Below are 26,810 nucleotides of genomic sequence, written 5' to 3' on the forward strand. Positions count from 1 at the left end.
CGGCGATCCTTTTCTCTCAGCGGACTTTCGAGCACTCGTCGCGGTGCTCGAAATTCGTGGTGATCCAACCGTCCACGAGCGACGCGGTCTGCTCGGCGTAGCGGTCGATCATGGTGAAGTGGTCTCCCGGCACGAAGAGCACGTGCCGGTCATCGGGCGCGGCGTCGGCGGACAGGTTCCGCGGGAAGTCGGGCGTTTCCCGCTCGGGGTGGACGAACAGCAGCGGTGTGGACACCGGGCCGGGCGTCCAGCCCTCGAACAGCCGCAGGTACGCGCCCATCGCGGTCAGCTGCGCCTGGTCGGTGCGCAGGTTCGGCAGCGTGCCGTCGAGCCGGTGGGCGACCCGGGCCATCTGCGCGAAGCAGCCGCCTCCCGGCGCGGGGCTGTCGAGCAGCACCAGTGCCGCCGGGGCGGCGCCTCGCTGTTCCAGCAAAGCGGTGACGGCGTAGGCGAACCAGCCGCCTGACGAATAGCCGACGAGCACGACGGGTTCGTCGCCGCCGCAGTCGAGAACCTTGTCGGCCTGCGTCTCGACGGCGGCGGTGAGCGTCGCGGGAAGCGGTTCGTCGTTCTGGTAGCCGGGGGTCGGCAGCACCTGGGCCGGCCGCTGGTCGCGGAACACCGACGCGAACCTGGCGAATTGGTAGGGGCTGGTCGGCGCGACGAGGGACGGGAAGCAGATCAGCCCCGGCCTCGTCCCGCCGCGCGTGAGCGGCACGGGCTCCACGGCCGCGCTCGGGTCTCCCGCGTCGAAGGTCGGGCGCAGCCGCGACATGATCTTCAGCAGCTCGATGCCCTCGTCGAACCGGTCCAGGTCGCCGAGCTGCCGGTAGGCGCGGACGAGTTCGTCGTCGCCCGGACTGGACTCTTCGCCGGAGCGCTGCTGCGGGACCGGGGTTTCCAGGGATTTCCGGAGGAAATCGGCCAGTTCGGCGGGGGTGGCGTGGTCGAAGACCAGCGTCGTCGGCAGGTGGCGGCCGGTGGCGGTGGCGAGCCGGTTGCGCAGCTCCACTGCGGTGAGGGAGTCGAAACCGAGCTCCAGGAACGGCCGGTCCGCGGTGATCGCCCCGGCGTCCGCGTGGCCCAGGACGACGGCGGCGCGGGAGCAGACCAGTTCCAGCAGGGTTCGGCGCTGCTCGGCCTCGGGGAGGCTCGCGAGCCGTTGGAGGAGCACTTCGCGCTCCGGCCCGTTGCTGCGGCGACCGTCCTGGGCACGACGCCGGATGACCTCGCCGAACAGCGGCGGGAGCGCATCGCCGTGGGAGCGGAGGGCCTTGCCGTCGAGGCGGAGCGGCACGACGTGCGGATCGGGCAGGTCGCGGGCCGCGTCGAAGGCGGCCATGCCGTCATCGGGGCCGAAGGGCAGCACGCCGCCGGCGGCCATGCGGTCCCGGTCGGTGCTGGTGAGGTGCTCCGTCATGCCACTGGTGGTGTCCCAGGGGCCCCAGGCCAGGGACTGGGCGGGAAGTCCGCGGGCGTGGCGGTGCCGGGCGAAGGCGTCGAGGAAGGTGTTGGCGGCGGCGTAGTTGGCCTGGCCGGGGTTGCCGATGATTCCTGCGGCGGACGAGTAGATGGTGAAGAACGCCAAGTCGTGGTGCCGGGTGGCGTGGTGCAGGTGCCACGTCGTGTCCACTTTGGATTCCAGCACTGCGGCGAGTTGTTCGGCGGTCAGCGCGTGGAGCGCGCTGTCGCGGAGCGCGCCGACGGTGTGGACGACGCCGGTCAGCGGGTGCTCGGCGGGGATGCCGTCGATCAGCTCGGCCAGTTGGCGGGGGTCGGTGGTGTCGCAGGCGGTGATGGTGACCTTCGCGCCCAGGGCGGTCAGCTCGCTGCGGAGGCTCTTGGCGTTGGGTGCGGCTGGGCCTTGGCGGCTGGCGAGGAGGAGGTTTGCGGGGTGTTGTGCGGCGAGGTGTCGGGCGAGGGTGGTGCCGAGGGCGCCGGTGCCGCCGGTGATGAGGATGGTGCCGCGCGGATCGGGTGGGGTGGGGATGGTGAGTGCGAGTTTGCCGGTGTGGCGGGCGTTGCTGAGGTGCCGGAAGGCTTCCGGGGCTCGCCGGATGTCCCACGCGGTCACCGGTAGCGGGCGGAGGTGTTCTTGATCGAACAGCGTGGTGAGGTCGCCGAGCATGGCCTGGAGGTGGTCGGGGTCGACCTCGGTGAGGTCGAACGCGTGGTAGCGCAACCCGGGGTGTTCGGCGGGGTTGCGGGGGTCGGTCTTGCCGAGTTCGATGAAGTGCCCGCCGGGTGTGAGCAGCTTCAGCGAAGCATCCAGGAGGTCTCCGGTGAGGGAGTTGAGGACGACGTCCACGGCGGGGAACCGGGTTGCGAAGTCCGTGGTGCGGGACGAGGCGATGTGGTCCTCGGGGATGCCGAGTTCGCGTAGGGTTGCCCATTTGGTTGGGTGGGCGGTGGCATAGATTTCGGCGCCGTAGTGCTGGAGGAGCTGGATGGCGGCCATGCCGACACCGCCTGCTGCGGCGTGCACGAGGACCTTCTGTTCCGGTTGGACCTCGGCCAGGCCGTGCAGCGCGTGATAGGCGGTCAGGAACACCGCTGGCGTGGCGGCGGCCTGGGCGAACGTCCAGTCCTGCGGCACGCGGGCGAGCAGCCGGTGGTCGGTGATCGCGAGCGGGCCCATCGCGCCGGGCAGGATGCCCCACACCCGGTCGCCGACCCGCAGGCCGGTGACGTCGCCGGCGATCTCAGCGATGACGCCGGCACCTTCCGCGCCGAGCGGCGGGGTGCCGGGGTACATGCCGAGGGTGTTGAGGACGTCGCGGAAGTTCAGCCCGACGGCCCGCACCGCGACCCGGACCTGACCGGCTTCCAGCGGTCCTGCGACCTGCGGGAACGAGGCGAGGCGCAGATTGTCGACGCTGCCGCGCTCGGTCACGTCCAGCCGCCACGCACGCCCCTCGGGCGGGGTGAGGGCCTCCTGGGCACGGGTCAGACGCGGCACGAGCATCGCGCCACCCCGCACCGCGAGCTGCCACTCGCCGTGCCGCAGCGCCATGCCGACGGCCCGCCCCAGCACGTCGTCGAGATCGGCGTCGAGGTCGACGTCGACGAGCAGGATGCGATCGGGGTGCTCGTTCTGCGCCACGCGCAGCAGGCCCCACAGCGGGCCGGTGACCAGGTCCGGAACCTCTCCCGGCTGCGCCGCAACCGCGTTCCGGGTCAGCAGGACCAGCCGGGTCGAGGCGAATTCCTCGCGGGCCAGCCACGACTGCACCAGATCCACCGCTTGCTGCGCCGTGCGCGCCACCGCGTCCGGAACACCGGAGCCGCGCCGCTCGTCGGTGCGGAAGTCGGCGACCAGCACATCCGGCACCGGCTGACGGCAGAGCTCGTCCAGGTTCGCGTCCGGTTCGATGCGCGCCCACTGCGCGGCGGCGGCTTCCTCCGCGAGGCCGTGCGGTAGCCAGGAGAGGCGGAACAGCGGGTCGTGGGCTGGGCCGGTCACCGGGCGCAGGGTCAGCGAGTCGATACCGGCGACGAACCGGCCGCTGTCATCGGCGGTGACGACCTGCAGCGCATCGCCGGTCCGGCGCAGCCGAACCCGGAGCCGGGTGGCGCCGCGGCGTGCGCGAACTCCCTTCCAGGAGAAGGGCAACCGGAGACCGTTGTCCCAACCGATCAGGAACGCGGTGTGCAGAGCGGCGTCGAGCAGCGCCGGGTGAACGACCCAGTCGCCCCGGTCGTCCTCGTCGAGACCGACCTCGGCGTAGATGTCGTCCCCGTGCTGCCACGCGCTGCGCAGCCCTTGGAACGCGGGCCCGTACTCGAAGCCGTGGTCGGCCAGATCGTCGTAGAGACCGACGACGTCGACCGGGGTTGCACCGCGCGGCGGCCAGCTCTCGAAGGCCGGTTCCTCGTCGGGGGATTCGCCTTGTGCGACGAGCGTTCCCGTGGCGTGGCAGACCCAGTCGTCGTCGGACCGGGAGTGGATCGTGATGGCGTGGCGGCCCGACTCGTCGCAGGCGACGACGAGGTTCAGGGTGGCCTGATCGTCGCCGGACAGCGTCAACGGGCTCTGCAGGACCAGCTCCTCGACCTCGTGGCCGCCGAGGTACTCGGCCGCGAGCAGCGCCATCTCGGCGAACACCGTGCCGGGGAGGACCACTCGGCCCTGGACCACGTGCTCGGCCAGCCACGGGTGCGTCCGGGCGGAAACCCTGCCGGTGAACACGATTTCGCCGGTGCCGGGCACGTCGGTGCGGGCCGTGAGCAGCGGATGCCCCGTGGCCGTCAGGCCGAGGTCACCGGGATCGCCGGCGGACGAGCGCGGCGACAGCCAGAAGTCCTGGTGCTGGAAGGCGTAGGTGGGCAGGTCGATGTGCCGGGGGTTCGGGAAGTGCGGCGTCCAGTCGACCGCGACGTGGTGGGTGTGCGCGAGAGCGACGTTGGTGAGCAGCTGGTGCCCGCTGTCGTGGTCCCGGCGAAGGGTCGTGATGGTGATCGCGTCGGGGTGGTTGATGTGGTGGGTGAGCGTGGGGTGTGGGCTGGGTTCGAGGTAGACGTGGTGTCCGGTGGTGTGGAGCTGGGTGATGGTGTCGTGGAAGTTCACGGTGGTGGCGAGGTTGGTGTACCAGTAGTCGGCGTCGAGTTCGGTGGTGTTCAGCAGGTCGCCGGTGACGGTGGAGTGGAACGGGATTTCGCTGGTCTGCGGGGTGAGTCCGGCGAGTTGTTCCAGCAGTGGTTGCCGGAGGGTGTGGACGTGGTGGCTGTGGGAGGCGTAGTCCACGGGCAAGATCCGCGATCGGATTCCCCGTTCGTTCAGGGAACGGTGGAGTGCGTGGATGGCGTCGGTGTCGCCGGAGAGGACGGTGGCGGTGGGGCTGTTGATCGCGGCGATGGAAACGCGTTCCGGGTCGAGATGGGGTCGGAGATCATCGACGGAGAGCGGGACCGACAGCATGCTGCCGTGTCCGGCGAGGTGGGTGCGGATCAGCTGGGATCGCAGGGCGACGACGCGTGTGGCTTGGTCGAGGTCTAGTGCGCCTGCGATGTGCGCGGCGGCGATTTCTCCTTGGGAGTGCCCGATGACGGCGGCGGGCAGGACTCCGTAGGACTGCCAGACCCTGGCCAGGGACACCATGACGGCGAACAGGGCCGGTTGGATGACATCCACCCGTTCCAAGGCGTCGCCGTCGCGGAGCAGGGCGGTCACCGACCAGTCCTGGTACGCCGATAGCGCCTGATCACATTCGGCCAGGGCCGTGGTGAACACCGGATTGGTGTCGAGCAGTTCGCGGCCCATGCCGGGCCATTGGCCGCCCTGACCGGGGAAGACCATGACGATGCGGTCGGTGCTGCGAGTGGGGATCTGCGTCGGCCGGATGATGCCCGGTGCCTCGGTGCCGCTGGCGAGACCGGCCAGGTGTCGCAGCAGGTTCTGGCGGTCCTCGCCGAGCAGGACGGCGCGGTGCGAGAAGTCACTGCGCTTGCTCAGAGCCGCCCCGACATCCACCGGTTCCCAGCCGTCCTGGCCACTGAGGTGGGTGTGCAGGCGCTTCGCGTGCGCTTCGAGAGCCTCCGGCGTCTTGGCGGAAACCACCCACGGAACCAACGTGCCGCCGACACCCCGGGTCTCGGCAGAACCGTCTCTTGTGGACTTTCCGAGTGCTGGCTGTTCCAGGATGACGTGGGCGTTCGTGCCGGAGACGCCGAAGGACGACACGGCGGCCCGGCGAGGCCGGTCGGCATCCGGCCAGGGCTGGGGTCGCGATAGGAGAGCGACGGTGCCGTCGCTCCAGTCGACGTGCGTCGAAGGCGTGTCGGCGTGCAGCGTGGCGGGCAGTTCGTCGTGGTGGAGCGCCTGGACCATCTTGATGATCCCGGCGACGCCTGCGGCGGCCTGGGTGTGGCCGATGTTGGACTTCAGCGACCCCAGCCAAAGGGGGCGGTCCTTGGTGCGGTGCCGGCCGTAGGTGGCGAGAAGTGCCTGGGCCTCGATCGGATCGCCGAGGGCCGTCCCGGTTCCGTGCGCTTCGACGGTGTCGATGTCGGCGGCCGTGAGCCCGGCGTTGGCGAGAGCCTGCTCGATGACGCGTTCCTGCGACGGCCCGTTGGGGGCGGTCAGCCCGTTGCTGGCGCCGTCCTGGTTGATCGCGCTGCCGCGGATCACCGCCAGGACGCGGTGACCGCTGCGTTCGGCGTCGGAGAGCCGTTCCAGCACCACCACGCCGACGCCCTCGGAGAACACCGTGCCGTCCGCGCCGGATCCGAACGCCTTGCACTTGCCGTCCCGCGCCACGCCCCGCTGGCGGCTGAACTCCAGGAAGATGCCGGGCGTGGCCATCACGGTCGCGCCCCCGGCCAGGGCCAGGCCCGACTCGCCCGACCGCAGCGATTGGCACGCCAGGTGCATCGCCACCAGCGACGACGAGCACGCGGTGTCGACCGTGACCGCCGGGCCTTCCAGGCCGAGCGCGTAGGAGATGCGGCCCGACATGACGCTCGCGGTGTTTCCGGTCGCGACGAATCCCTCGAACTGCTCGTGGTCCTGGCGCAGCACGGCCGCGTAGTCCTGCCCGTTGGTGCCGGTGAACACGCCGGCGTTCGCGCCGCGGAGGGAGTCGGGGTCGATCCCGGCGTTCTCGACCGCTTCCCAGGTGGTTTCGAGCAGCAGCCGCTGCTGGGGGTCCATGGCGAGCGCTTCGCGCGGGCTGATGTTGAAGAAGGCCGCGTCGAATCCCGCCGGGTTGTCGAGGAATCCGCCGTGCCGCGAGTACGACTTCCCGACGGCGTCGGGGTCCGGGTCGAAGAGGGCGTCGAGGTTCCAGCCGCGGTTGGTGGGGAACCCGGTGATCGCGTCGGTGCCGGAACTCACCAGTTCCCACAGGTGCTCGGGCGTGTTCACGCCGCCGGGGAAGTGGCATGCCATGCCGACGATCGCGATCGGCTCGTCCGCCGCGATCTTCCGAGCCGGCGCCTGGACCGTCGACTGTGGACTTTCGGGAACCAGCTGGGACAGGAGGAACGTCGCCAGCTGGGCGGGCGTCGGGTGGTCGTAGATGAGGGTGGTGGGGAGGGGCACCTGGGTGGTGGCGGTGAGCTGGTTGCGGAGCTGGATCGCGGTGACGGAGTCGTAGCCGAGCTGGTGGAAGGTGTGGTGGGTGGGGATGGCGTTGGGGTCGGAGTGGTTGAGGATCTCGGCGGTGTGGTGGGTGATATGGCCGAGCAGGTGGGCGTGTCGCTGCTGCTGCGGGAGCCCTTCGAGCTCTTGACGGAGGGTGTTGGTGGGCCGGGTGCTTTCGGCGGCGGGGGCGAAGCGCGCGAGGAGCGGGCTGGGACGGGTGGCGGTGTAGGCGTCGTGGAACCGGTCCCAGTTGACGTCGGTGATGATCTGCGCGGTGTGCCGGTGGGTGAGGGCGGTGTGGAGGCCGTGCAGGGCGGTCTCGGGCGCCATGGGCTGGATGCCGTGGCGGATGCCGGTGTTGTGGATCTCGCCCATGCCCTGGTCGTGCCACAGGCCCCAGTTGATGCTGATCGTGTTGTGGCGGTGGTGTTCGGCGAACGCGGTGAGGTAGGCGTGCGCGGGCGAGTAGTTGCCCTGCCCGGGGGCGCCGAAGGTGGCGGCGATGGAGGAGAACAGGACGATCAGCGGGTCCTGGCGCCGGGTCAGTTCGTGGAGGTGCGCGGTGCTGTCGATGCGGTGGCGGAGGATGTGGGCGATCTGCTCGGGCCGGATGGTGTTGATGGTGGCGTCGTCGAGGGTGCCCGCGGTGTGGAACACCGCCGACAGCGGGAACTCCTCCGGCACGGATTCGAGCAGCTCCGCCACGGCGGCGCGATCGGTCACGTCGCAGCCGGCGATCGTGACGCGGCTGCCCAGTTCGGCCAGTTCCGCCCGGAGTTCGCGAGCGCCGGGCGCGTTCTCGCCGCGACGGCTGGCGAGCACGATGTTCGGGGCGCCCATCCTGGCCAGCCAGCGCGCCACCTGGCTTCCGATGCCACCCGTGCCGCCGGTGACCAGGGTGGTGCCGGTCGGCTTCCACGGCGCGGTGCCGGTGCTGGGCTTGGGCGTGCGGGCGAGCCTCGCGGTGTGGGTGCCGGTCGGCCGGATGGCGGCTTGGTCCTGGGTCCGGTCGTGGAGGAGCGCGGCGAGCCGGGTGGCGGTGCGGTGGTCGGGCGTGTGGGGGAGGTCGATGAGCCCGCCCCAGCGGTGGGGGTGTTCGAGCGCGGTGACGCGGCCGAGCCCCCAGACGGTGCTGTGCGCGGGATGGGTGAGGGGGTCGTGCGGACCGGTGGTGACGGCGCCCCGGGTGAGGCACCACAGCGGAGCGGTGACGTCGAGGTCGCCCAGGGCCTGGATGAGCGCCACGGTGGATGTGACCGCGCGAACGGCGGTTTCGGCCGTCGTGTCCTCCGTGGAGTCCTCGCCGGGGGCGGCGAGGAGCGAGATGATCCCGGCCAGTGGTGCGATGTCCTCCAGTTCGCGGCGGATGAGCCCTGCGAAGGCGTCGCGGTCGAGCGGCTCGATGGTGTCGAGGACCAGTTCGTGCGCTTGCGCGCCGTGTGCGTTGATCGCGTCGGTCACGACTTGTGCCGCATCGGGCGGCGTGATGACGAGCCAGGTGTCGGTGAGGGTCGCGGCGGGCGGTTCGGGGAGCACTTCCCAGGTGATGTCGTAGCGCCAGGTGTGGGCCGTGGTGTCGTGCCGTTGTTGGTCTCGCCAGGCGGCGAGCGCGGGCAGCGCGTCGCGGAGCGGTGTCGTCTCGTCGATGTCGAGGGCGGCAGCGAGTGCGGTCGCGTCGCGGCTCTCGACGGTCTCCCAGAACTCGGTGTCGTCCCGGGCTTCCGCTGCCGTCGCGTGGTCGGCGGCCGGTTCGAGCCAGAAGCGCTCGCGCTGGAAGGGATACGTGGGGAGTGCGACGCGTTCGCGGCCGTGCACGACCGCTTCCCAGGCGATGGGTGTGCCGTGCGCCCACAGGTGAGCGGCGTTGGTCAGGAGCGTGTCCGTGCTGGGGTGGTCGCGGTGGAGGCTGGTCGCGGTGACGACATCGGCGGCAGTGGTGTTGATGTGGTGCGTGAGCGTGGGCTGCGGGCTGGGCTCCAGGTAGACGCGGTGCCCGGTGGTGTGGAGCCGGGTGATGGTGTCGTGGAAGTTCACCGTGGTGGCGAGGTTGGTGTACCAGTACTCGGCGCCGAGTCCGGTGGTGTCCAGCACGTCGCCGGTGACGGTGGAGTGGAACGGGATTTCGGCTTCTTGGGGGGAGAGCCCGGCGAGTTGCTCCAGGAGCGGTTGCCGGAGGTTCTGGACGTGGTGGCTGTGGGACGCGTAGTCCACGGGCAGCAGCCGCGAACGGACGCCCTCGTCGGTGAGCGTGGCGTGGAGGTGGTGGATGGCGTCGGTGTCGCCGGAGAGCACGGTGGCGGTGGGGCTGTTGATCGCGGCCACCGAGACCCGCTCGTCGAGGTGGGGCTTGAGGTCGGCGAGGGACAACGGGGCGGAGAGCATGCCGCCGTGCCCGGCCAGATGCGTGTGGATGAGCTGGGATCGCAGGGCGACGACGCGTGCGGCTTGGTCGAGGTCGAGCGCGCCGGCGATGTGCGCGGCGGCGATTTCTCCTTGGGAGTGGCCGACGACGGCCGCCGGCCGAACTCCGAGTGCCTGCCACAGCCGGGCCAGGGAGACCATGACGGCGAACAGCGTCGGTTGGACGATGTCCACGCGTTCCAGGGAGGCTCCGTTGCGGAGCAGGTCGGTGACCGACCAGTCCTGGTACCTCGACAGCGCCTGATCGCATTCGGCCATGGCGGCGGCGAACACCGGGCTGGTGTCGAGCAGCTCGCGACCCATGCCTGACCATTGGCCGCCCTGGCCGGGGAAGACCAGCACCACGCGGTCGGCATCGGCCGCCACGGGGCCCGCGTTGCGCACCAGGCGCGGCGACGATTCGCCACCGGCGAACGCGTGCAGCCGGGTCAGGAACTCGTCGGCGCTGCCGCCGAGCACCACGGCGCGGTATTCGAACGCGGCCCGGGTGGTGGCCAGCGACCACGCCACATCCGATGGATTCCAGCCGTCCTGATCGCGGAGGTAGGTGTGCAGGCGCGCCGCCTGGTCGCCCAGGGCGTCCGGTGTCTTGGCGGAGATCACCCACGGCACCAGCACATCGCCGAGCCCCTCGGTGGTGTCCACGAACACGACCTCACCAGAGTCGTCCTTTGTGGACCCCGCAGTCGGTTGTTCGAGGATGAGGTGCGCGTTGGTGCCGGAGACGCCGAAGGAGGACACGGCGGCGCGACGCGGCCGGTCCGTTTCCGGCCACGGCTGCGGCTCGGTGAGCAGCGCGAGAGTGCCGCTGCTCCAGTCGATGTGCGGCGATGGTTCGTCGGCGTGCAGCGTGACGGGCAGCTCGTCGTGGTGGAGGGCCTGGATCATCTTGATGACGCCCGCGACGCCTGCGGCGGCTTGGGTGTGGCCGATGTTGGATTTCAGCGATCCCAGCCACAACGGTCGTTCGGCGCTGTGGTGCCGACCGTAGGTCGCCAGCAGCGCCTGGGCCTCGATCGGATCGCCCAGCGACGTCCCCGTGCCGTGTGCTTCGACGGCATCGACGTCGGCCGCCGTGAGCCCGGCGTTGGCCAGCGCCTGCAGGATCACGCGTTCCTGCGACGGGCCGTTCGGCGCACTGAGCCCGTTGCTGGTGCCGTCCTGGTTGACCGCGCTACCGCGGATCACGGCCAGGACCTGGTGGCCGTTCCGCTCGGCATCGGAAAGGCGTTCCAGCACCACCACGCCCGCTCCTTCGGCCCAACCGGTGCCGTCGGCGTCGGCGGAGAACGCCTTGCAGCGCCCGTCCTTCGCCAGCCCGCGCTGGCGGCTGAACTCGATGAACATCCCGGGAGTCGCCATGATCGTGGCCCCGCCGGCCAGCGCGAGCGCGGATTCGCCCGATCGCAGCGACTGGCACGCCAGGTGCATCGCCACCAGCGACGACGAGCACGCGGTATCGACGGTCACCGCCGGTCCCTCCAGGCCCAGCAGGTAGGAGATCCGGCCGGACGCGACGCTGCCCGCGTTGCCGAGGTATCCCTCCGCCTCCGGCGGCGCCTGCCCGGCGAACCGGATCCCGTAGTCCTGGTACATCAGCCCGGTGAAGACACCGGTGGCACTGGTGCGCAGGCCGGTCGGGTCGATTCCCGCGCGCTCCAACGCCTCCCAGGTGGTCTCCAGCAGGAGTCGCTGCTGCGGGTCCATGGCCAGCGCTTCGCGCGGGCTGATCCCGAAGAACGCCGGGTCGAACTGGTCGGCGTCGTGCAGGAACCCGCCGTGCCGGACGTACGACTTCCCCGACGCGTCGGGATCCGGGTCGAAGATCGCGTCCAGATCCCAGCCGCGACCGGTGGGGAAACCGGAGATCGCATCGGTGCCCGAGGCCACCAGCTCCCACAGCCGTTCCGGCGAATCCACGCCACCCGGCAGGCGGCAGGCCATGCCGACCACGGCGATCGGTTCGTCGGTGGCAGCGCGCGTGACCACCGCGCGGGAACGGCGGGTGAGCAGCTCGCCGTGCAGGAACGCGGCGAGCGCGCCGGGCGTGGGGTGGTCGAAGACGAGGGTGGTGGGCAGCCGCAGGCCGGTGGCCGCCCCGAGCCGGTTGCGCAGCTCCACCGCGGTGAGCGAGTCGAAGCCGAGCTCGGCGAACGCGCGGTCGGCGGGAATCCCCTCCGGGCTGCCGTGACCGAGCACGGTCGCGACGTTGTCGCGCACCAGGGCCACGAGGACGCGCACGCCGTCCTTTTCGGACATTCCGGCCAGTCGCCCCGCGAGGGAGCGGGAGTTGGTGCCCCGACGCCGGTGCGGGACCAGATCGCTCAGCAGCGGCGGAAGGGTGGACGACCGCGCAAGAGCGCGCAGTGCCCCGGTGTCCAGTTGCAGCGGCACCAAAGCAGGCAGTGCCGTGCCGCAGGCCGCGTCGAACAGCCGCATGCCTTCCTCGGGTTCGAGCGGGAGGACACCCGAGCGGACCAGGCGATCCCGGTCGGCGGCGGACAGGTGCTCGGTCATGCTCTGGCTGGTGTTCCACGTGCCCCACGCCAGGGAGCGGGCCGGAGCGCCGTGGGCGACCCGGTGCTGGGCGAGGGCGTCGAGGAAGGCGTTGGCCGCCGCGTAGTTGGCCTGGCCCGGCGCGCCGAAGACCCCGGCTGCGGACGAGAACAGCACGAACATCGCCAGGTCGTGGTCGCGAGTGGCCTGGTGCAGGTGCCACGTGGCGGTGACCTTCGGGGCCAGGACGGCCGCCAGCTGCTCCGGGCGCAGGGCGTGCACCGGCGCGTCGTCGAGGACGCCGGCGGTGTGGATGACGCCGGTGAGGGGGTGCTCGGCCGGGACGTCGCAGAGGAGCTCCCGCACGGCATCGGCGTCGGTGAAGTCGCAGGCCGCGATGCTGACGCTCGCTCCCATGGCCCGCAGCTCGTCGTGGAGTTCGGCGGCTCCCGGTGCGGCTGGGCCCTGCCGGCTCGCCAGGAGCAGGTGCCCGGTGTGCCGTGCGGCGAGGTGTCGGGCGAGGGCGCTGCCGAGGCCGCCGGTGCCGCCCGTGATCAGAATGGTGCCGTTGTCGGGCAGGGCGACGTCGTCCTGCGGATCGATGGACGTCAAGCGCGGAGCGACAATCGTGGTGCCGCGCAAGGCGATCTGCGGTTCGTCGTGCCGCAACGCGATTGCGATCGCCCGGTGCACCGCGTCGTCGTCACCGAGTCGATCGGTGTCGATGAGCAGGAAGCGGTCCGGGTGCTCGGTCTGCGCTGAGCGCAGCAGCCCCCACAACGCGGCGGTCGCCGGGTCAGGAGCTTCGGACTCGTCGACCGCGACCGCGCCGCGGGTGAGCAGCACCAGTCGAGCGGCAGTGGTCTCGGCGCGGCTCAGGAAGTCCTGCACCGCTTCGAGGACCTGCAGGGTCAGCCGTTCCACCAGCTCCGGCGGGGCTTCGCCGGTGCCGGGTGCCCGGTGGTCGAGCAGGACGAGCTCCGGGAGTTCGGCGTCGTCGGCCGTTTCGGCCACGGGCGTCCAGGTGACCTGGAACAGGCCGCCCGGTGCTTCGGTCCGCACGGCGGGCAGCGGGCGCAGCGTCAACGACTCGACGGTCGCCACCAGACGGCCGGTGTCGTCCGCGGTGCTGATCCGGATGGTGTCGGCGCCGGTGCGGGTCATGCGGACCCGCGCCGGCGCCGCCCCGTGCTGGTGCAGGCGCACACCGGACCAGGAGTAGGGCACTCGGGGCTCGGCGTCCTCGGCCTGGCCGACGAACGCGGTGTGGAGGGCGGCGTCGAGCAGGGCCGGATGGACCGCCCACTCGCCCGCGCTGCGGAGGGCGTCGGCCCCGATCTCGGCGTAGACGCGATCGCCGAGCTGCCAGGCGGTGTGGAGCCCTTGGAACGCCGGGCCGTAGTCGAAGCCGTGCTCGGACACCGCGTCGTAGAGATCGCCGACGTCGATCGGTGTCGCGCCCGGCGGCGGCCACGCGGTGAACACGTCTTCTTCGTCGTCGAGCGCGTTTTCGAGAAGCACGCCCGTGGCATGGCGTGTCCAGGAACCGTCGCTCTCGTCCCTCGAATGCAGGCTCAAGGCGGGCTCGCCGGACGCGATGGTCAGATGCACGGTGAGCCGGCCGTCCACGGGCAGCACGAGCGGAGCGTGGAGGGTGAGCTCCTCGACGCCTTCGCATCCGAGCTGCGCGGCGGCATGCAGCGCCATGTCGAGGAACGCCGTGCCGGGGAGCAGGACCGTCCCATTCACCGCGTGATCGGCCAGCCACGGCTGCGTGTCGAGCGAGACGCTCCCGGTGAACACGGTCTCCCCGGTGTCCGGCACCTCCGTCCGCGCGGCGAGCAGCGGGTGGCCCGTGCCCGTCAGCCCCAGCTGCGCCGGTTCGCCCGCGGCGCTGGGCACGGTCAGCCAGAAGTCCTCGCGCTGGAACGGATACGTGGGGAGCGCGATGTGCCGCTCGGTGGGCAGGACCTCGGCCCAGGCGATCGGCGTGCCGTGGGTCCAGAGGCGGGCGGCGTTGGCCAACAGGGTGTCGCTGTCGGACCGGTCGCGCTGCAGGGTGTTCGCGGTGATCGCGTCGGGGTGGTCGATGTGGTGGGTGAGCGTGGGGTGTGGGCTCGGTTCGAGGTACACCCGGTGCCCGGCGGCGTTCAGCCGGGTGATGGTGTCGTGGAAGTTCACGGTGGTGGCGAGGTTGGTGTACCAGTACTCGGCGTCGAGTCCGGTGGTGTCCAGCACGTCGCCGGTGACGGTGGAGTGGAACGGGATCTCGCTGGCCTGCGGGGTGAGTCCGGCCAGCTCTTCCAGCAGGTGCTGCTGGAGGGCGTGGACGTGGTGGCTGTGCGAGGCGTAGTCCACCGGTAGCAGCCGCGCTCGAATTCCCTGTTCGATCAGCACCTGGTGGAGGCGGCGGATGGCGTCGGTGTCGCCGGAGAGCACGGTCGCGGTCGGGCCGTTGATCGCCGCGACCGAGACCCGCTCCGAGTCGAGGTACGGCTTGAGGTCGTCGACGGACAGTGCGGTGGAGAGCATGCTGCCGTGTCCGGCTAGGTGCGCGTGGATCAGCTGCGACCGCAACGCGATCACCCGGGCGGCCTGGTCGAGGTCGAGCGCGCCCGCGATGTGCGCGGCGGCGATCTCGCCCTGGGAATGGCCGACGACGGCGGCGGGCCGGACCCCGTAGGACTGCCAGACCCGGGCCAGGGACACCATGACGGCGAACAGCGCGGGCTGGATGACGTCCACCCGTTCCAGCTCGTCCCCACTGCGCAGCAGCTCCGCGACCGACCAGTCCTGGTATCGCGACAGCGCTTGGTCGCACTCGTCGAGGGCGGCGGTGAAAACGGGGCTGGTGTCGAGGAGTTCGCGTCCCATGCCGGGCCACTGGCCGCCCTGACCGGGGAAGACCAGCACCACGCGGTCCGGGTCCGGTGCCTCGGCCCCGGTACGTCGGACGATCCGTGGGGAGTCGCTGCCGCGGGACATGGTGTGGAGTTCCGCGAGCAGCTCCTCGCGGCCGCGCGCGAGGATCACGGCTCGGTGTTCGAGCGCGGCACGTGTGGTGGCCAGCGACCACGCCACCTTCGACGGTGTCCAGCCGGAATCGATCGCCAAGTGACCGTGCAGTCGTTCTGCTTGTGCTGCAAGGGCTTCCGGACTTCGGGCGGAGATCACCCACGGGACGACGTCGTCACCGGTGCGATCCACCTCCGTGATCTCCGGCGAATCTGGATCGTCCTGTGTGGACTCCTGTTGTTCGAGGATGAGGTGTGCGTTGGTGCCGGAGACGCCGAAGGCGGAGACGGCGGCGCGGCGTGGCCGGTCGGTTTCCGGCCAGGGCTGGGGTTCGGTGAGCAGCGCGAGTGTGCCGCTGCTCCAGTCGATGTGCGGTGAGGGTTCGTCGGCGTGCAGCGTCGCGGGCAGTTCGCCGTGCTGGAGCGCCTGGACCATCTTGATGACGCCCGCCACGCCTGCGGCGGCTTGGGTGTGGCCGATGTTGGACTTCAGCGATCCCAGCCACAACGGGCGTTCGGTGGTGTGGTGCTGTCCGTAGGTGGCGAGGAGTGCTTGGGCCTCGATGGGGTCGCCCAGCGAGGTCCCGGTGCCGTGGGCCTCGACCACGTCGATGTCCGATGGGGTGAGCCCCGCGTTCGCGAGCGCCTGGTGGATGACGCGTTCCTGCGACGGCCCGTTGGGTGCGGTGAGGCCGTTGCTGGCGCCGTCCTGGTTGACCGCGCTGCCGCGGATCACCGCCAGGACGTGATGCCCCTTGCGCTTGGCGTCCGACAAGCGTTCCAGCACGATGACGCCGGCGCCTTCGGCCCAGCCGGTGCCGTCGGCGTTGGCGGAGAAGGCCTTGCAACGCCCGTCTTTCGCCAGGCCGCGTTGGCGGCTGAATTCGATGAAGATCCCCGGCGATGCCATGACGGTCACTCCGCCTGCCAGGGCGAGCGTCGATTCCCCGGATCGCAGCGACTGGCAGGCGAGGTGCATCGCCACCAGCGAGGACGAGCAGGCGGTGTCCACGGTGACCGCCGGTCCCTCCAACCCGAAGGTGTAGGAAATGCGGCCAGAGGCGACGCTGCCCGCGCTGCCGTTGCCGAGGAACCCTTCCAGCTCCCCGAGCGAACGACCGGCCAGCCGGGTGGCGTAGTCCTGGTACATCATGCCCAGGAACACCCCGGCGCTGGTGCCGCGCAGCGCCTCCGGGTCGATCCCGGCGCGTTCGAGCGCTTCCCAGGTGGTCTCCAGCAGCAGCCGCTGCTGCGGGTCCATCGCCAGCGCTTCGCGCGGGCTGATCCCGAAGAACGCGGCGTCGAAAGCCGCCGGGGAGTCCAGGAATCCGCCGTGCCGGGCGTAGGACTTGCCGACCGCGCCCGGGTCCGGGTCGAAGAGGTCGTCCAGGTTCCAGCCGCGGTCGGCGGGGAATCCGGAGACGGCGTCGGTGCCGGAGCTCACCAGCTCCCACAGCTCGTCCGGCGAGCTCACGTTCCCGGGGAGCCGGCACGCCATGCCGACGATCGCCACCGGTTCGGCGTCGGAGCCCCGGGACGCGACGACGGTGCGCCGGGTGCCCGCGTTCGTCAGGACGCCCTGGATGTGCTCGGCCAACCGGGCGGGTGTCGGGTGGTCGAAGACGGCGGTGGTCGGCAGGCTCAGCCCGGTCGCGGCCATGAGGCGGCTGCGCAGCTCGACGGCGGTGAGCGAGTCGAAACCGAGCTCCAGGAACTGCTTGTCGCCCGGGATGTCCTGGCTCCCGCCGTGGCTGAGCACGGCGGCGGCCTGGCCGCGCACGAGATCCAGCACCGCGCGCGCCCGCTCCTGCTCCGGCAGGTTCGCCAGCCGGTGGGTGGGCGCGTCCGCCTTCCGGCGCCGCTGCGGGACCAGCTCCTGCAACAGCGGCGGAACGCCTCGGGTTCGGGCGTGGGCGCGAAGGCTCGTCATGTCCAGCCCGAGCGGCACGAGGTAGGGCAGCGGCGTGCGGCACGCGTCGTCGAACAGGCGAAGCCCCTCATCGAGGTCGAACGCCCGCAGGCCCGCGCGTTCCGCTGCGGTCCGGGCGAGCTGCCCCGCCATGCCCTCCGGTGAGGCCCACGCGCCCCACGCGAGGGACTGAGCCGGCAGGCCGTGGGCCCACCGGTACTCGGCGAGTGCGTCGAGGAAGGAGTTCGCGGCGGCGTAGTTCGCCTGCCCCGGGTTCCCGAGCACAGCGCCCGCGGAGGAGAACAGCACGAAGAGAGCGAGGTCGTGGCCGAGCGTGGCTCGGTGCAGGTTCCACGCGGCGTCCACCTTGGGCCGCAGCACTGCGGTCAACTGCTCCTCGCGCAGGGCGTGGACGGGTGCGTCGTCGAGCACGCCCGCCGTGTGGATGACGCCGGTCAGCGGCTCATCGTCGGGAATGCCGCCCAGGAGCCGGTCCAGGGCATTGGGGTCGGTGACGTCGCAGGCCACGATGTCGGCCGACGCGCCCAGCTCGCGGCCGAGCGCCTCGGCTCCGGGGGCGGCGGGGCCCTGCCTGCTGACGAGCAGCAGGCGCCCGGTGTGCCGGGCGGCCAGGTGCCGGGCCAGGGCGCTGCCGAGGGCGCCCGTGCCGCCGGTGATGAGGATCGTGCCGTTGGGGTCCGGCGCGGCCGCCTCGCCGGGCTCCGGCGCGGGCCGCAAGCGCGGCACGAACATCGCACCGTCGCGGACCGCGATCTGCGGCTCGTCGTGGTGCAGCACGTCGGAGATCGCCTGCTCTACGGCCTCGTTCTCCGTCGCGGCATCCACGTCGAGGAGGAGGATGCGGCCGGGGTGTTCGTTCTGCGCCGGGCGCAAGAGGCCCCACACCGCCGCCGCGGCCGGATCGGGGACGTCTCCCGGGTGCACCGCCACCGCGCCCTCGGTGAGCAGCACGAGGTGGGCGGACGACTCCCGGGCGAGCCACGACTGCACTTGCGCGAGCGCCTCGTGCGTCGATCTCGTTGCGGCGCAAGCAAGATCGTCGTCCGTCGACCGGAAGTCCAGGACCACGACCTCGGCGTCCAGGGCCAACTCATCGCCGGGGCGGTGGAACGCGCACCGCTGGGTCGCGGCGGTGGAGTTCCACGTGCGCGGGGACCAGGCCAGCTGGAACAGGCTGCCCTGCCGATCGGGATCGACCGGCATCGTCAGCTGCCGCAGGGCCAGGGATTCGATCGCGGCGACGGGCTGCCCGGTTTCGTCGGCGAGGTCGACGCGCAGGCTTTCGGGACCGGTGCGGCGCAGGTGCACGCGCAGCCGCGAGGCGCCGACGTGGTGGAAGCGGACACCGCTCCAGGAGAAGGGCAGTGCGCCTTCGCCGTCCTCGGCGAGGAACGCGGTGTGCAGGGCCGCGTCCAGCAGCGCCGGGTGGATGCCCCACGTGCCCGTGCCTTGGTCCTCCGGAAGCGCGACCTCGGAGTAGAGGTCGTCGCCGAGCCGCCAGGCGGCGTGGAGCCCCTGGAAGGCGGGCCCGTAGTCGAAGCCGAGGTCGGCGAGGCGGTCGTAGAGATCGCCGACGTCGATCGGCTCCGCCTCCGCCGGTGGCCAGCTGGTGAGGTCCGGTTCCGGCGCCGGATCGATCGCACCGAGGGTTCCGGCGGCGTGGCTGGTCCACGGCCCGTCGTCGCGACGGGAGAACACGTTCAGCGCGCAACGGCCGGTGTCACCGTCCGGTTTGACGGTCAGGCGCAGCGTGATGTGGTCGTGCCGGGGAAGCCGGAGTGCAGTGTGGACGGTGAGGTCTTCGAGCTCCTGGTCCAGTTCCGCGGCGGCGTGGACGGCCATGTCGAGGAAGGCCGTGCCGGGCAGCAGCACGGTGCCCTGCACGGCGTGGTCGGCCAGCCAGGGGTGGGTGTCGAGCGAGACCCGACCGGTGAAGACGATCTCGTCGGTGTCCGGCGACTCGACCCGGGCCGGGAGCAGCGGGTGCGCCGCGGCGGTCATGCCCAGGTGCTCCGCCGCGCCACCGGGCGGCGCTTCCAGCCAGAAGCGCTGGCGCTGGAACGCGTAGGTGGGCAGGTCGAGGACCCGGCCTTGCGGCAGCAGCGCGGCCCAGCGCGGCGACAGGCCGGTGGTGTGGGCGCGGGCCAGGGCGTCGAGGTACGCGGTGGCGTCGTCGGTGCCTGCCTGCAGGGTGGGGTGTGCGGGCGTGTCGCGAGCGGACCGGGCGAGGGTGGTGAGGGTGGCGTCGGGCCCCAGCTCCAGGTGGTGCGTGACGGCGTGGTTCTCGTGCAGCCAGGTGAGCGCCGGGTGGAAGCGGACCGGCAGGCGGATCTGTCGGGCCCAGTAGTCCGGGGTGGCGATGTCGTCGGTGGGGGTGCCGGTGACGGTCGAGACGATCGGGATCGCCGGCGGGTGGTAGGTCAGCTGCTCGGCGATCCGCGCCAGCTCGTCGACGAGCGGATCGCAGTGCGCGGAGTGGAACGCCCGGCTGGTGTGCAGTTCCCGGACAGTGCGGCCCCGGCCGCGCCAGTGGTCGGCGATGGCCCGCACCGGGCCGGGGTCGCCGGAGATGACGGTGGACCGGGGCGCGTTGATCGCGGCGATGCCGACGCCGCCGCGCGGGTCGAGGAGCTCGGGGTGCGCCTCGGTGAGCTCGTCCTCACCGGCCTGGATCCCGGCCATCACACCGGTGCCGGGCAGGGTGTGCATCAGCCGGGCCCGCCCGGCCAGCAGTGCCGCCGCGTCCGGCAGGGAGAACACCCCGGCCAGGTGGGCGGCGGTCAGCTCGCCGACGGAGTGGCCGATGAGGTGGTCCGGGGTGATGCCGTGGTGTTCCAGCAACCGGAACAGCGCCACTTGCAGCACGAACAGCGCGGGCTGCGCGACGAGCGTCTGCTCGACCTCTTCGTCCCGGCCGTGGAACACGATCTCCGACAGCGGCCGGTCCAGTCCCAGCAGCGGGTCCAGGTGCGCGCACGCCTCGTCCCAGGCCTGCGCGAACACCGGGAACGCCTGGTGCAGCCCGCGGCCCATGCCGGGCCGCTGGCTTCCCTGGCCGGACAACAACATCGCGGCGCTCGGATCGCCCACCGCGATACCGCGCACGACACCGGGGTCCTCCTCGGCGCGGGCGATGGACTCCAGCCCGGCCAGCAATTCCTTGCGGTCGCCGCCAAGGACCGCGGCCCGGTAGTCGAAGCTCGCCCGCGAGCTCAGCGATGAGCCGACCGCCTGCGGCGTCCAGTCGGCGTCCTCCCGGAGACGAGCGACCAGCCGCGCCGCCTGCTCCTGAAGCGCTTCGGGGCTCTGCGCGGAGACGATCCACGGAACAGGAAGCGATGATTCGTCCTGTGTGGACTCTTCTCGCGGCGCCTGCTCGATGATGAGATGGGCGTTGGTGCCGGAGACGCCGAAGGAGGACACGGCGGCGCGGCGGGGCTGGTCGCCTTCGGGCCACGGCTGCGCTTCGGTGAGCAGCGCGACGCTGCCACTGCTCCAGTCGACGTGTGGTGACGGCTCGTCGGCGTGCAGCGTGGCGGGCAGTTCTTCGTGGTGCAGCGCCTGGATCATCTTGATGACGCCGGCGACGCCCGCAGCCGCCTGGCTGTGGCCGATGTTGGACTTCAGCGACCCCAGCCACAAGGGCTTCTCGGCGGTGTGGTGCTGTCCGTAGGTCGCCAGCACGGCTTGGGCCTCGACGGGGTCGCCCAACGACGTCCCGGTGCCGTGCGCTTCGACCACGTCGACGTCGGCCGGGCGGAGCCCCGCGTTGGCCAGCGCCTGCAGGATCACGCGTTCCTGCGACGGCCCGTTGGGTGCGGTGAGGCCGTTGCTGGCGCCGTCCTGGTTCACCGCGCTACCGCGCACCAGCGCCAGCACGCGGTGGCCGTTTCGCCGGGCGTCGGAGAGCCGCTCCAGCACCACCACGCCTGCGCCTTCGGCCCAGCTCGTCCCGTCCGCAGCTGCGGAGAAGGACTTGCAGCGGCCGTCCTGCGCGAGCCCGCGCTGACGGCTGAACTCCACGAACACCGTGGGCGTGGACATGACCGTGGCGCCGCCGGCCAGGGCGAGGGTCGATTCGCCGGTGCGGAGAGATTGGCAGGCCAGGTGGATCGTGACGAGCGACGACGAGCACGCGGTGTCGACGGTGATGGCGGGGCCCTGCAGCCCGAAGGTGTAGGCGATGCGGCCGGAGGCGATGCTGCCCGCGCTGCCGTTGCCCACGTAGCCCTCGAACTCCGGCGGGATGTGGTGGACCAGCCGGGCCCCGTAGTCCTGGTACATGATCCCGGTGAACACGCCGGTGCTGGTGGTGCGCAGGGCTCGCGGGTCGATGCCCGCGTGTTCGAGCGCTTCCCACGACGTTTCGAGCAGCAGCCGCTGCTGCGGGTCGATCGCGGCCGCCTCGCGGGGGCTGATGTTGAAGGGCGCGGGGTCGAACCGGTCGGCCTCGTGGAGGAATCCGCCGTGTCGGGTGTAGCTGGTGCCGGGGTTGTCCGGGTCGGGGTCGAAGAGGGTGGCGAGGTTCCAGCCGCGGTTGGTGGGGAAGCCGGTGATGGCGTCGGTGCCGGAGGCGACCAGCTGCCACAGCTCGTCCGGCGAGTGCACGCCGCCGGGCAGGCGGCACGCCATGCCGACGATCGCGATGGGCTCGTCGGTGGCGGCGGTGCGGGCGGGCGCGGCGGCCTGCAGAGCTCGGGGGAGGAGCTGGCGGTCGAGGTAGGTGGCGAGCGCTTCCGGGGTGGGGTGGTCGAAGGCGAGGGTGGTGGGGAGTTGCAGGCCGGACGCGGTGGCGAGCCGGTTGCGCAGTTCGACCGAGGTGAGGGAGTCGAACCCGAGGTCCAGGAACGGGCCGTCGGCGGGAATCGCGGCCGCACCGGCATGGCCCAGCACCGCCGCCGCCTGCGTCCGGACCAGATCCAGCAGGGCCTTGTGCCGCTGCCGGTCGGGCATGGCCGCGAGCTGCTGGGTGAGTGCGCCGGATCGGCCGGCGGTGCGCCGGGACACCAGTTCGCTGAACAGCGGCGGGAGGGACGCCGAGCGCGAGTACCGCCCGAGCGCCGCGCGGTCCAGGTCCATGGGCACCGGATTCGGCCGCGCGGAACGAAGTGCGCCGTCGAACAGCGCGAGACCGTCGGCCTCCGCCAGCGGCATGACGCCGGCACGGGTGAGGCGTTCCACGTCGCCCCGGTCCAGGCCGCTCGTCATGCCGTCGCTGGTGTTCCAGGGGCCCCAGGCGAGGGAATGCGCGGGTTGGCCGTTGGCATGGCGGTGTTGGGCCAGCGCGTCGAGGAAGGTGTTGGCGGCGGCGTAGTTGGCCTGGCCGGGGTTGCCGAAGATCCCCGCGATGGACGAGTAGAGGACGAAGAACGCCAGGTCGTGGTGCTGCGTGGCGAGGTGGAGGTGCCAGGCCGAGTCCACTTTGGACTTGAGAACGGTGGCGAGCTGTCCAGGTGTGAGCGCGTGGACCGGGCTGTCGTCGAGAACTCCGGCGGTGTGGACGACGCCGATCAACGGTCGTTCGGCGGGGACGTCGTCGATCAGGTCGGAGAGCTGCTGCGGGTCGGTGACGTCGCAGGCGGCGATGGTGACCGCTGCGCCGAGTTCGTCCTGAAGTGCTCGGGCGTTGGGCGCGGCCGGGCCTTGGCGGCTGGCCAGGAGGAGGTGGCAGTCGGGGTGCTGTGCGGCGAGGTGCCGGGCCAGTGCGCCGCCGAGGGCACCAGTGCCGCCGGTGATGAGCACGGTCCCGCCGGAGAGCTCCACCGCTCCGGTCGCCGGTGCCGAGGCTGTCAACCGTGGCACGAACACCGCGTCGCCTCGCGCGGCGAGCTGCGGCTCGTCGTGGCCCACGGCCGTGGCGATCAACCGCTCGACGGTGCCGGCGTCGGCGCCGGAATCGACGTCGATCAGCAGGATCCGGCCCGGGTGCTCGGACTGGGCGGACCGCAGCAGCCCCCACAGCGGTGCGGTCGCCAGATCCGGGGCCTCGTCGGCGCTGACGGCGACCGCACGATCGGTGAGCACCACCAGCAGCTCACCGGCCGTTTCGCCCTCGCGCAGCCAGTTCTGGACGCGGACCAACAGCTCGTCGGCCAGCCGCCCGGCCAGCGCCGGGATGTCTTCGTCCGCGTCGGCCCCGGCGCTCCGGTAGTCGAGCAGCACGACATCGGCGTCGAGATCGGCTGTCCGGTCGTCGGCGATAGGCAGCCAGTCGAGCTCGAACAGGCGGCCCGATTCGGCGCGCCGCGGCGCCCCGGCCAGCGGCCGCAGCGTCAGCGACTCGACCTCCACCACCGGATGCCCGGAGTCGTCCGCGGCGGTGATCCGCACCGCGTCGGCGCCGGTGCGGGACGTCCGCACCCGCAGTCGCGACGGGCACCGGCCGTGCAGCCGGACGTCCGCCCACGAGAACGGCAGCCGGATCCGGTCGTCGTCGCCGCTCCAGTCCAGCAGGAACGTGGTGTGCAGGACCCCGTCGAACAGGGCCGGGTGCACCGCCCACTCCCGGGTGTCGTGCTGCTCGGGGAGTTCGATCTCGGCGAAGACCTCGCCATCGCGTTCCCAAGCGGCGTGCAGCCCCCGGAAGGCCGGGCCGTAGTCGAATCCGAGGTCGGTCAGCCGGTCGTAGAGGTCGGCGGTGTCAACGGGAATCGCGCCTTCCGGCGGCCACGACGCGAACGCGTCGTCCGCGTGCGGGACGTCGTCGGGCACGAGGATGCCGGTGGCGTGGCGCGTCCAGAACTCCTCGGGATGGACCTCGTCGGCCGAGACGTCCTGCGACCGGCAGTAGAGGGTGAACGTCCGCCGGCCGGAGTCGCCGTCGGCGGTGATGGCCATGTGCAGCGCGACGTGCCCGTGGTCGGGCAGCGCGAGCGGCGCGTGGATGCTCAGGTCGGCGAGCCGGCACCCGACCTGCGCGGCGGCGTGGAGGGACATGTCGAGGAACGCGGTCCCGGGGAGCAGGACGTTGTCCTGCACTGTGTGGTCGGCGAGCCAGGGGTGGGCGTCGAGCGAGATCCGCCCGGTGAGGATCGTTTCGCCGGTGTGGGGCGTGGTGATCCGTGCGGTGAGGAAGGGATGGCCGGTGGTGGCCATGCCGAGTTGTTCGGGCCGTTCGGTGGTCGGCGGGTTGAGCCAGAAGCGCTGGCGCTGGAACGCGTAGGTCGGCAGGTCGAGCGTCCGGGCCGGTGGCAGGAGCGCGGCCCAGTCGGGGCTGAGCCCGGTGGTGTGCGCGCCGACGAGCGCGGTGAGATACGCGGTGGTGTCGTCGGTGCCGGGGTTCAGCGTGGCGTAGCCCGGTGTGTCGTGGGTGGTGCCCGCCAGGGTGGTGAGGGTGGTGTCGGGCCCGAGCTCCAGGTGGTGGGTGACGCCGTGGTTCTGGTGGAGCCAGGCGAGGGCGGGCGCGAAGCGCACGGCCTCGCGCACCTGCCGGGCCCAGTAGGCGGGCGTCGCGATCTCGTCGGTGGCGGTCCCGGTGACGGTGGAGATGATCGGGATCTTCGGTGGGTGGTAGGCCAGCTGGTCGGCGGCCCGTTCCAGCTCATCGAGGATCTGCTCGCAGTGGGGGGAGTGGAAGGCGCGGCTGGTGTGCAGCTCTCGGGTGGTGCGGCCCTGGTTCCGCCAGTGCTCGGCGATGGCTCGCACCGGGTCGGCGTCGCCAGAGACCACTGTGGACTGCGGGCTGTTGATCGCGGCGATGGACACGCCGCTCTGCGGGTCCAGGAGCTCGGGATGAGCGTCGGTGAGCTCGTGTTCGCCGGCGTTGATGCTGGCCATGACGCCGTGTGCGGGGAGGCTTTGCATCAGGCGGGCTCGGGTGGCCAGCAAGACGGCCGCGTCTGCCAGGGTGAGTACGCCTGCGAGGTGGGCGGCGGTGAGTTCGCCGATGGAGTGGCCGATGAGGTAGTCGGGCCGGATCCCGTGGTGTTCGAGCAGCCGGAACAGGGCGACTTGCAGTGCGAACAGCGCAGGTTGCGCGGCGAGCGTCTGCTGAACCTCGTCGTCCTGGCCGTGGAACACGATGTCGGTGAGCGGCCGATCCAGTCCCAGCAGCGGGTCCAGGTGCGAGCATGCTTCGTCCCAGGCTTGCGCGAAGACCGGGTACGCCTCGTGCAGGCCGTGTCCCATGCCGGGGCGCTGGCTGCCCTGCCCGGAAAGAAGCATGGCCACGCGGCTGCGGCGGCTGCCTGCCAGGCCGCGGGTGATCCCGTCCCGCCCTCGGGCCAGATCGTCGAGACCGGACAGCAGTTCCCGGCGATCACCGACGATCGCAGCCCGGTGCGGGAAGTGGGTGCGGGCGGTGGCCAGCGACCGGGCCACCTCGACAGGAGTCCAGTCATCCCGTTCGCCGAGGCCGGAAAGCAGGCGTTCTGCTTGCGATGCGAGAGCTTCCGGTGTCTTCGCGGAGATCACCCACGGCACCGGGCCGTCGGAGGTTCCCCCGGCCACCTCGGTGTCCTGTGTGGACTCATCTCCTGCTGCCTGTTCGAGGATGAGGTGGGCGTTGGTGCCCGAAACGCCGAAGGAGGAGACGGCGGCGCGGCGCGGACGCTCGGCCTCGGGCCACGCCTGCGGCTCGGTGAGCAGAGCGAGGCTGCCGCTGCTCCAGTCGACGTGAGGAGAGGGCACCTCGGCGTGCAGGGTGGAAGGCAGCCGGCCGTGCTGAAGGGCCTGCACCATCTTGATGACGCCCGCCACCCCGGACGCGGCCTGGGTGTGGCCGATGTTGGACTTCAGCGAAGCCAGCCACACCGGCCGCTCGGAACTGTGGTGCCGGCCGTAGGTCGCGAGCAGTGCTTGCGCTTCGATGGGATCGCCCAACGACGTCCCGGTGCCGTGGGCCTCCACCGCGTCGACATCGGCCGGGGTGAGTCCGGCGTTGGCCAGCGCTTGCAGGATCACGCGTTCCTGCGACGGTCCGTTGGGGGCGGTCAGGCCGTTGCTGGCGCCGTCCTGGTTGACCGCGCTGCCGCGGATCACGGCCAGCACGCGGTGGCCGTTGCGCACGGCCTCCGACAGCCGCTCCAGCACGACGATACCGACGCCTTCGGCCCAGCTCGTTCCGTCGGCGTCGGCGGAGAACGCCTTGCAGCGCCCGTCCCGCGCCAGCCCGCGTTGGCGGCTGAACTCGATGAACGGGGTCGGCGTCGCCATGATCGTGACGCCACCCGCCAGCGCGAGGGTCGATTCGCCCGACCGCAGCGATTGGCACGCCAGGTGCATCGCCACCAGCGACGACGAGCAGGCGGTGTCCACTGTGACCGCCGGGCCTTCCAGCCCGAGGGTGTAGGACACGCGGCCGGACGCGATGCTGCCCGCGCTGCCGTGGCCGAGGTACCCCTCGAACTCCTCCGGGATGCACAGCGCGAGGCGACCGCCGTAATCCTGGTAGTTCACGCCTGCGAACACCCCGGTCCGGCTGCCCTGCAGCGCCGCAGGCGTGATTCCGGCGTGCTCCAGGGCCTCCCACGACGTCTCCAGCAGCAGCCGCTGCTGCGGGTCGATCGCCACCGCTTCGCGGGGGCTGATGCCGAAGAACGCGGCGTCGAACTCGTCGGCCTCGTGCAGGAAGCCGCCGTGGCGGGCGTAGGACTTCCCGGCGGCATCGGGATCGGGGTCGAACAGCGCGTCCAGGTCCCAGCCGCGGTTGACCGGGAAGCCGGAGATCGCGTCCGCGCCGGAGCTCACCAGCCGCCAGAGCTGCTCCGGTGAGCGGACGCCGCCCGGCAGCCGGCACGCCATGCCGACGATCGCCACCGGTTCCTTGGCGGCCGCTGTGACCTGCTGGTGCCGTTGGCGCAGCGACTCATTTTCCTTGAGCGACAGCCGCAGCGCTTCGACGAGCTTGTCCCGTGAGGTTTCCATTTCG

The 26,810-nt window shown here is 71.6% G+C and carries 1 protein-coding gene; it reads right to left on the reverse strand.

The window, feature by feature from the left end; translation table 11 throughout:
- Nucleotides 1-16 precede the first annotated feature (16 nt).
- The gene (locus ACWEV3_RS08010; protein WP_452613171.1) at nt 17-26,806 is read right to left on the reverse strand and encodes a type I polyketide synthase; all 26,790 of its coding nucleotides are present in this window, start codon (nt 26,804-26,806) and stop codon (nt 17-19) included.
- Nucleotides 26,807-26,810: the final 4 nt, after the last annotated feature.

The sequence above is a fragment of the Saccharopolyspora sp. NPDC003752 genome (assembly GCF_053605825.1).

Excerpts from the sequence above, each read along its gene's own strand:
- ACWEV3_RS08010 (WP_452613171.1), bottom strand. The coding sequence starts at position 26,806 with ATGGAAACCTCACGGGACAAGCTCGTCGAAGCGCTGCGGCTGTCGCTC.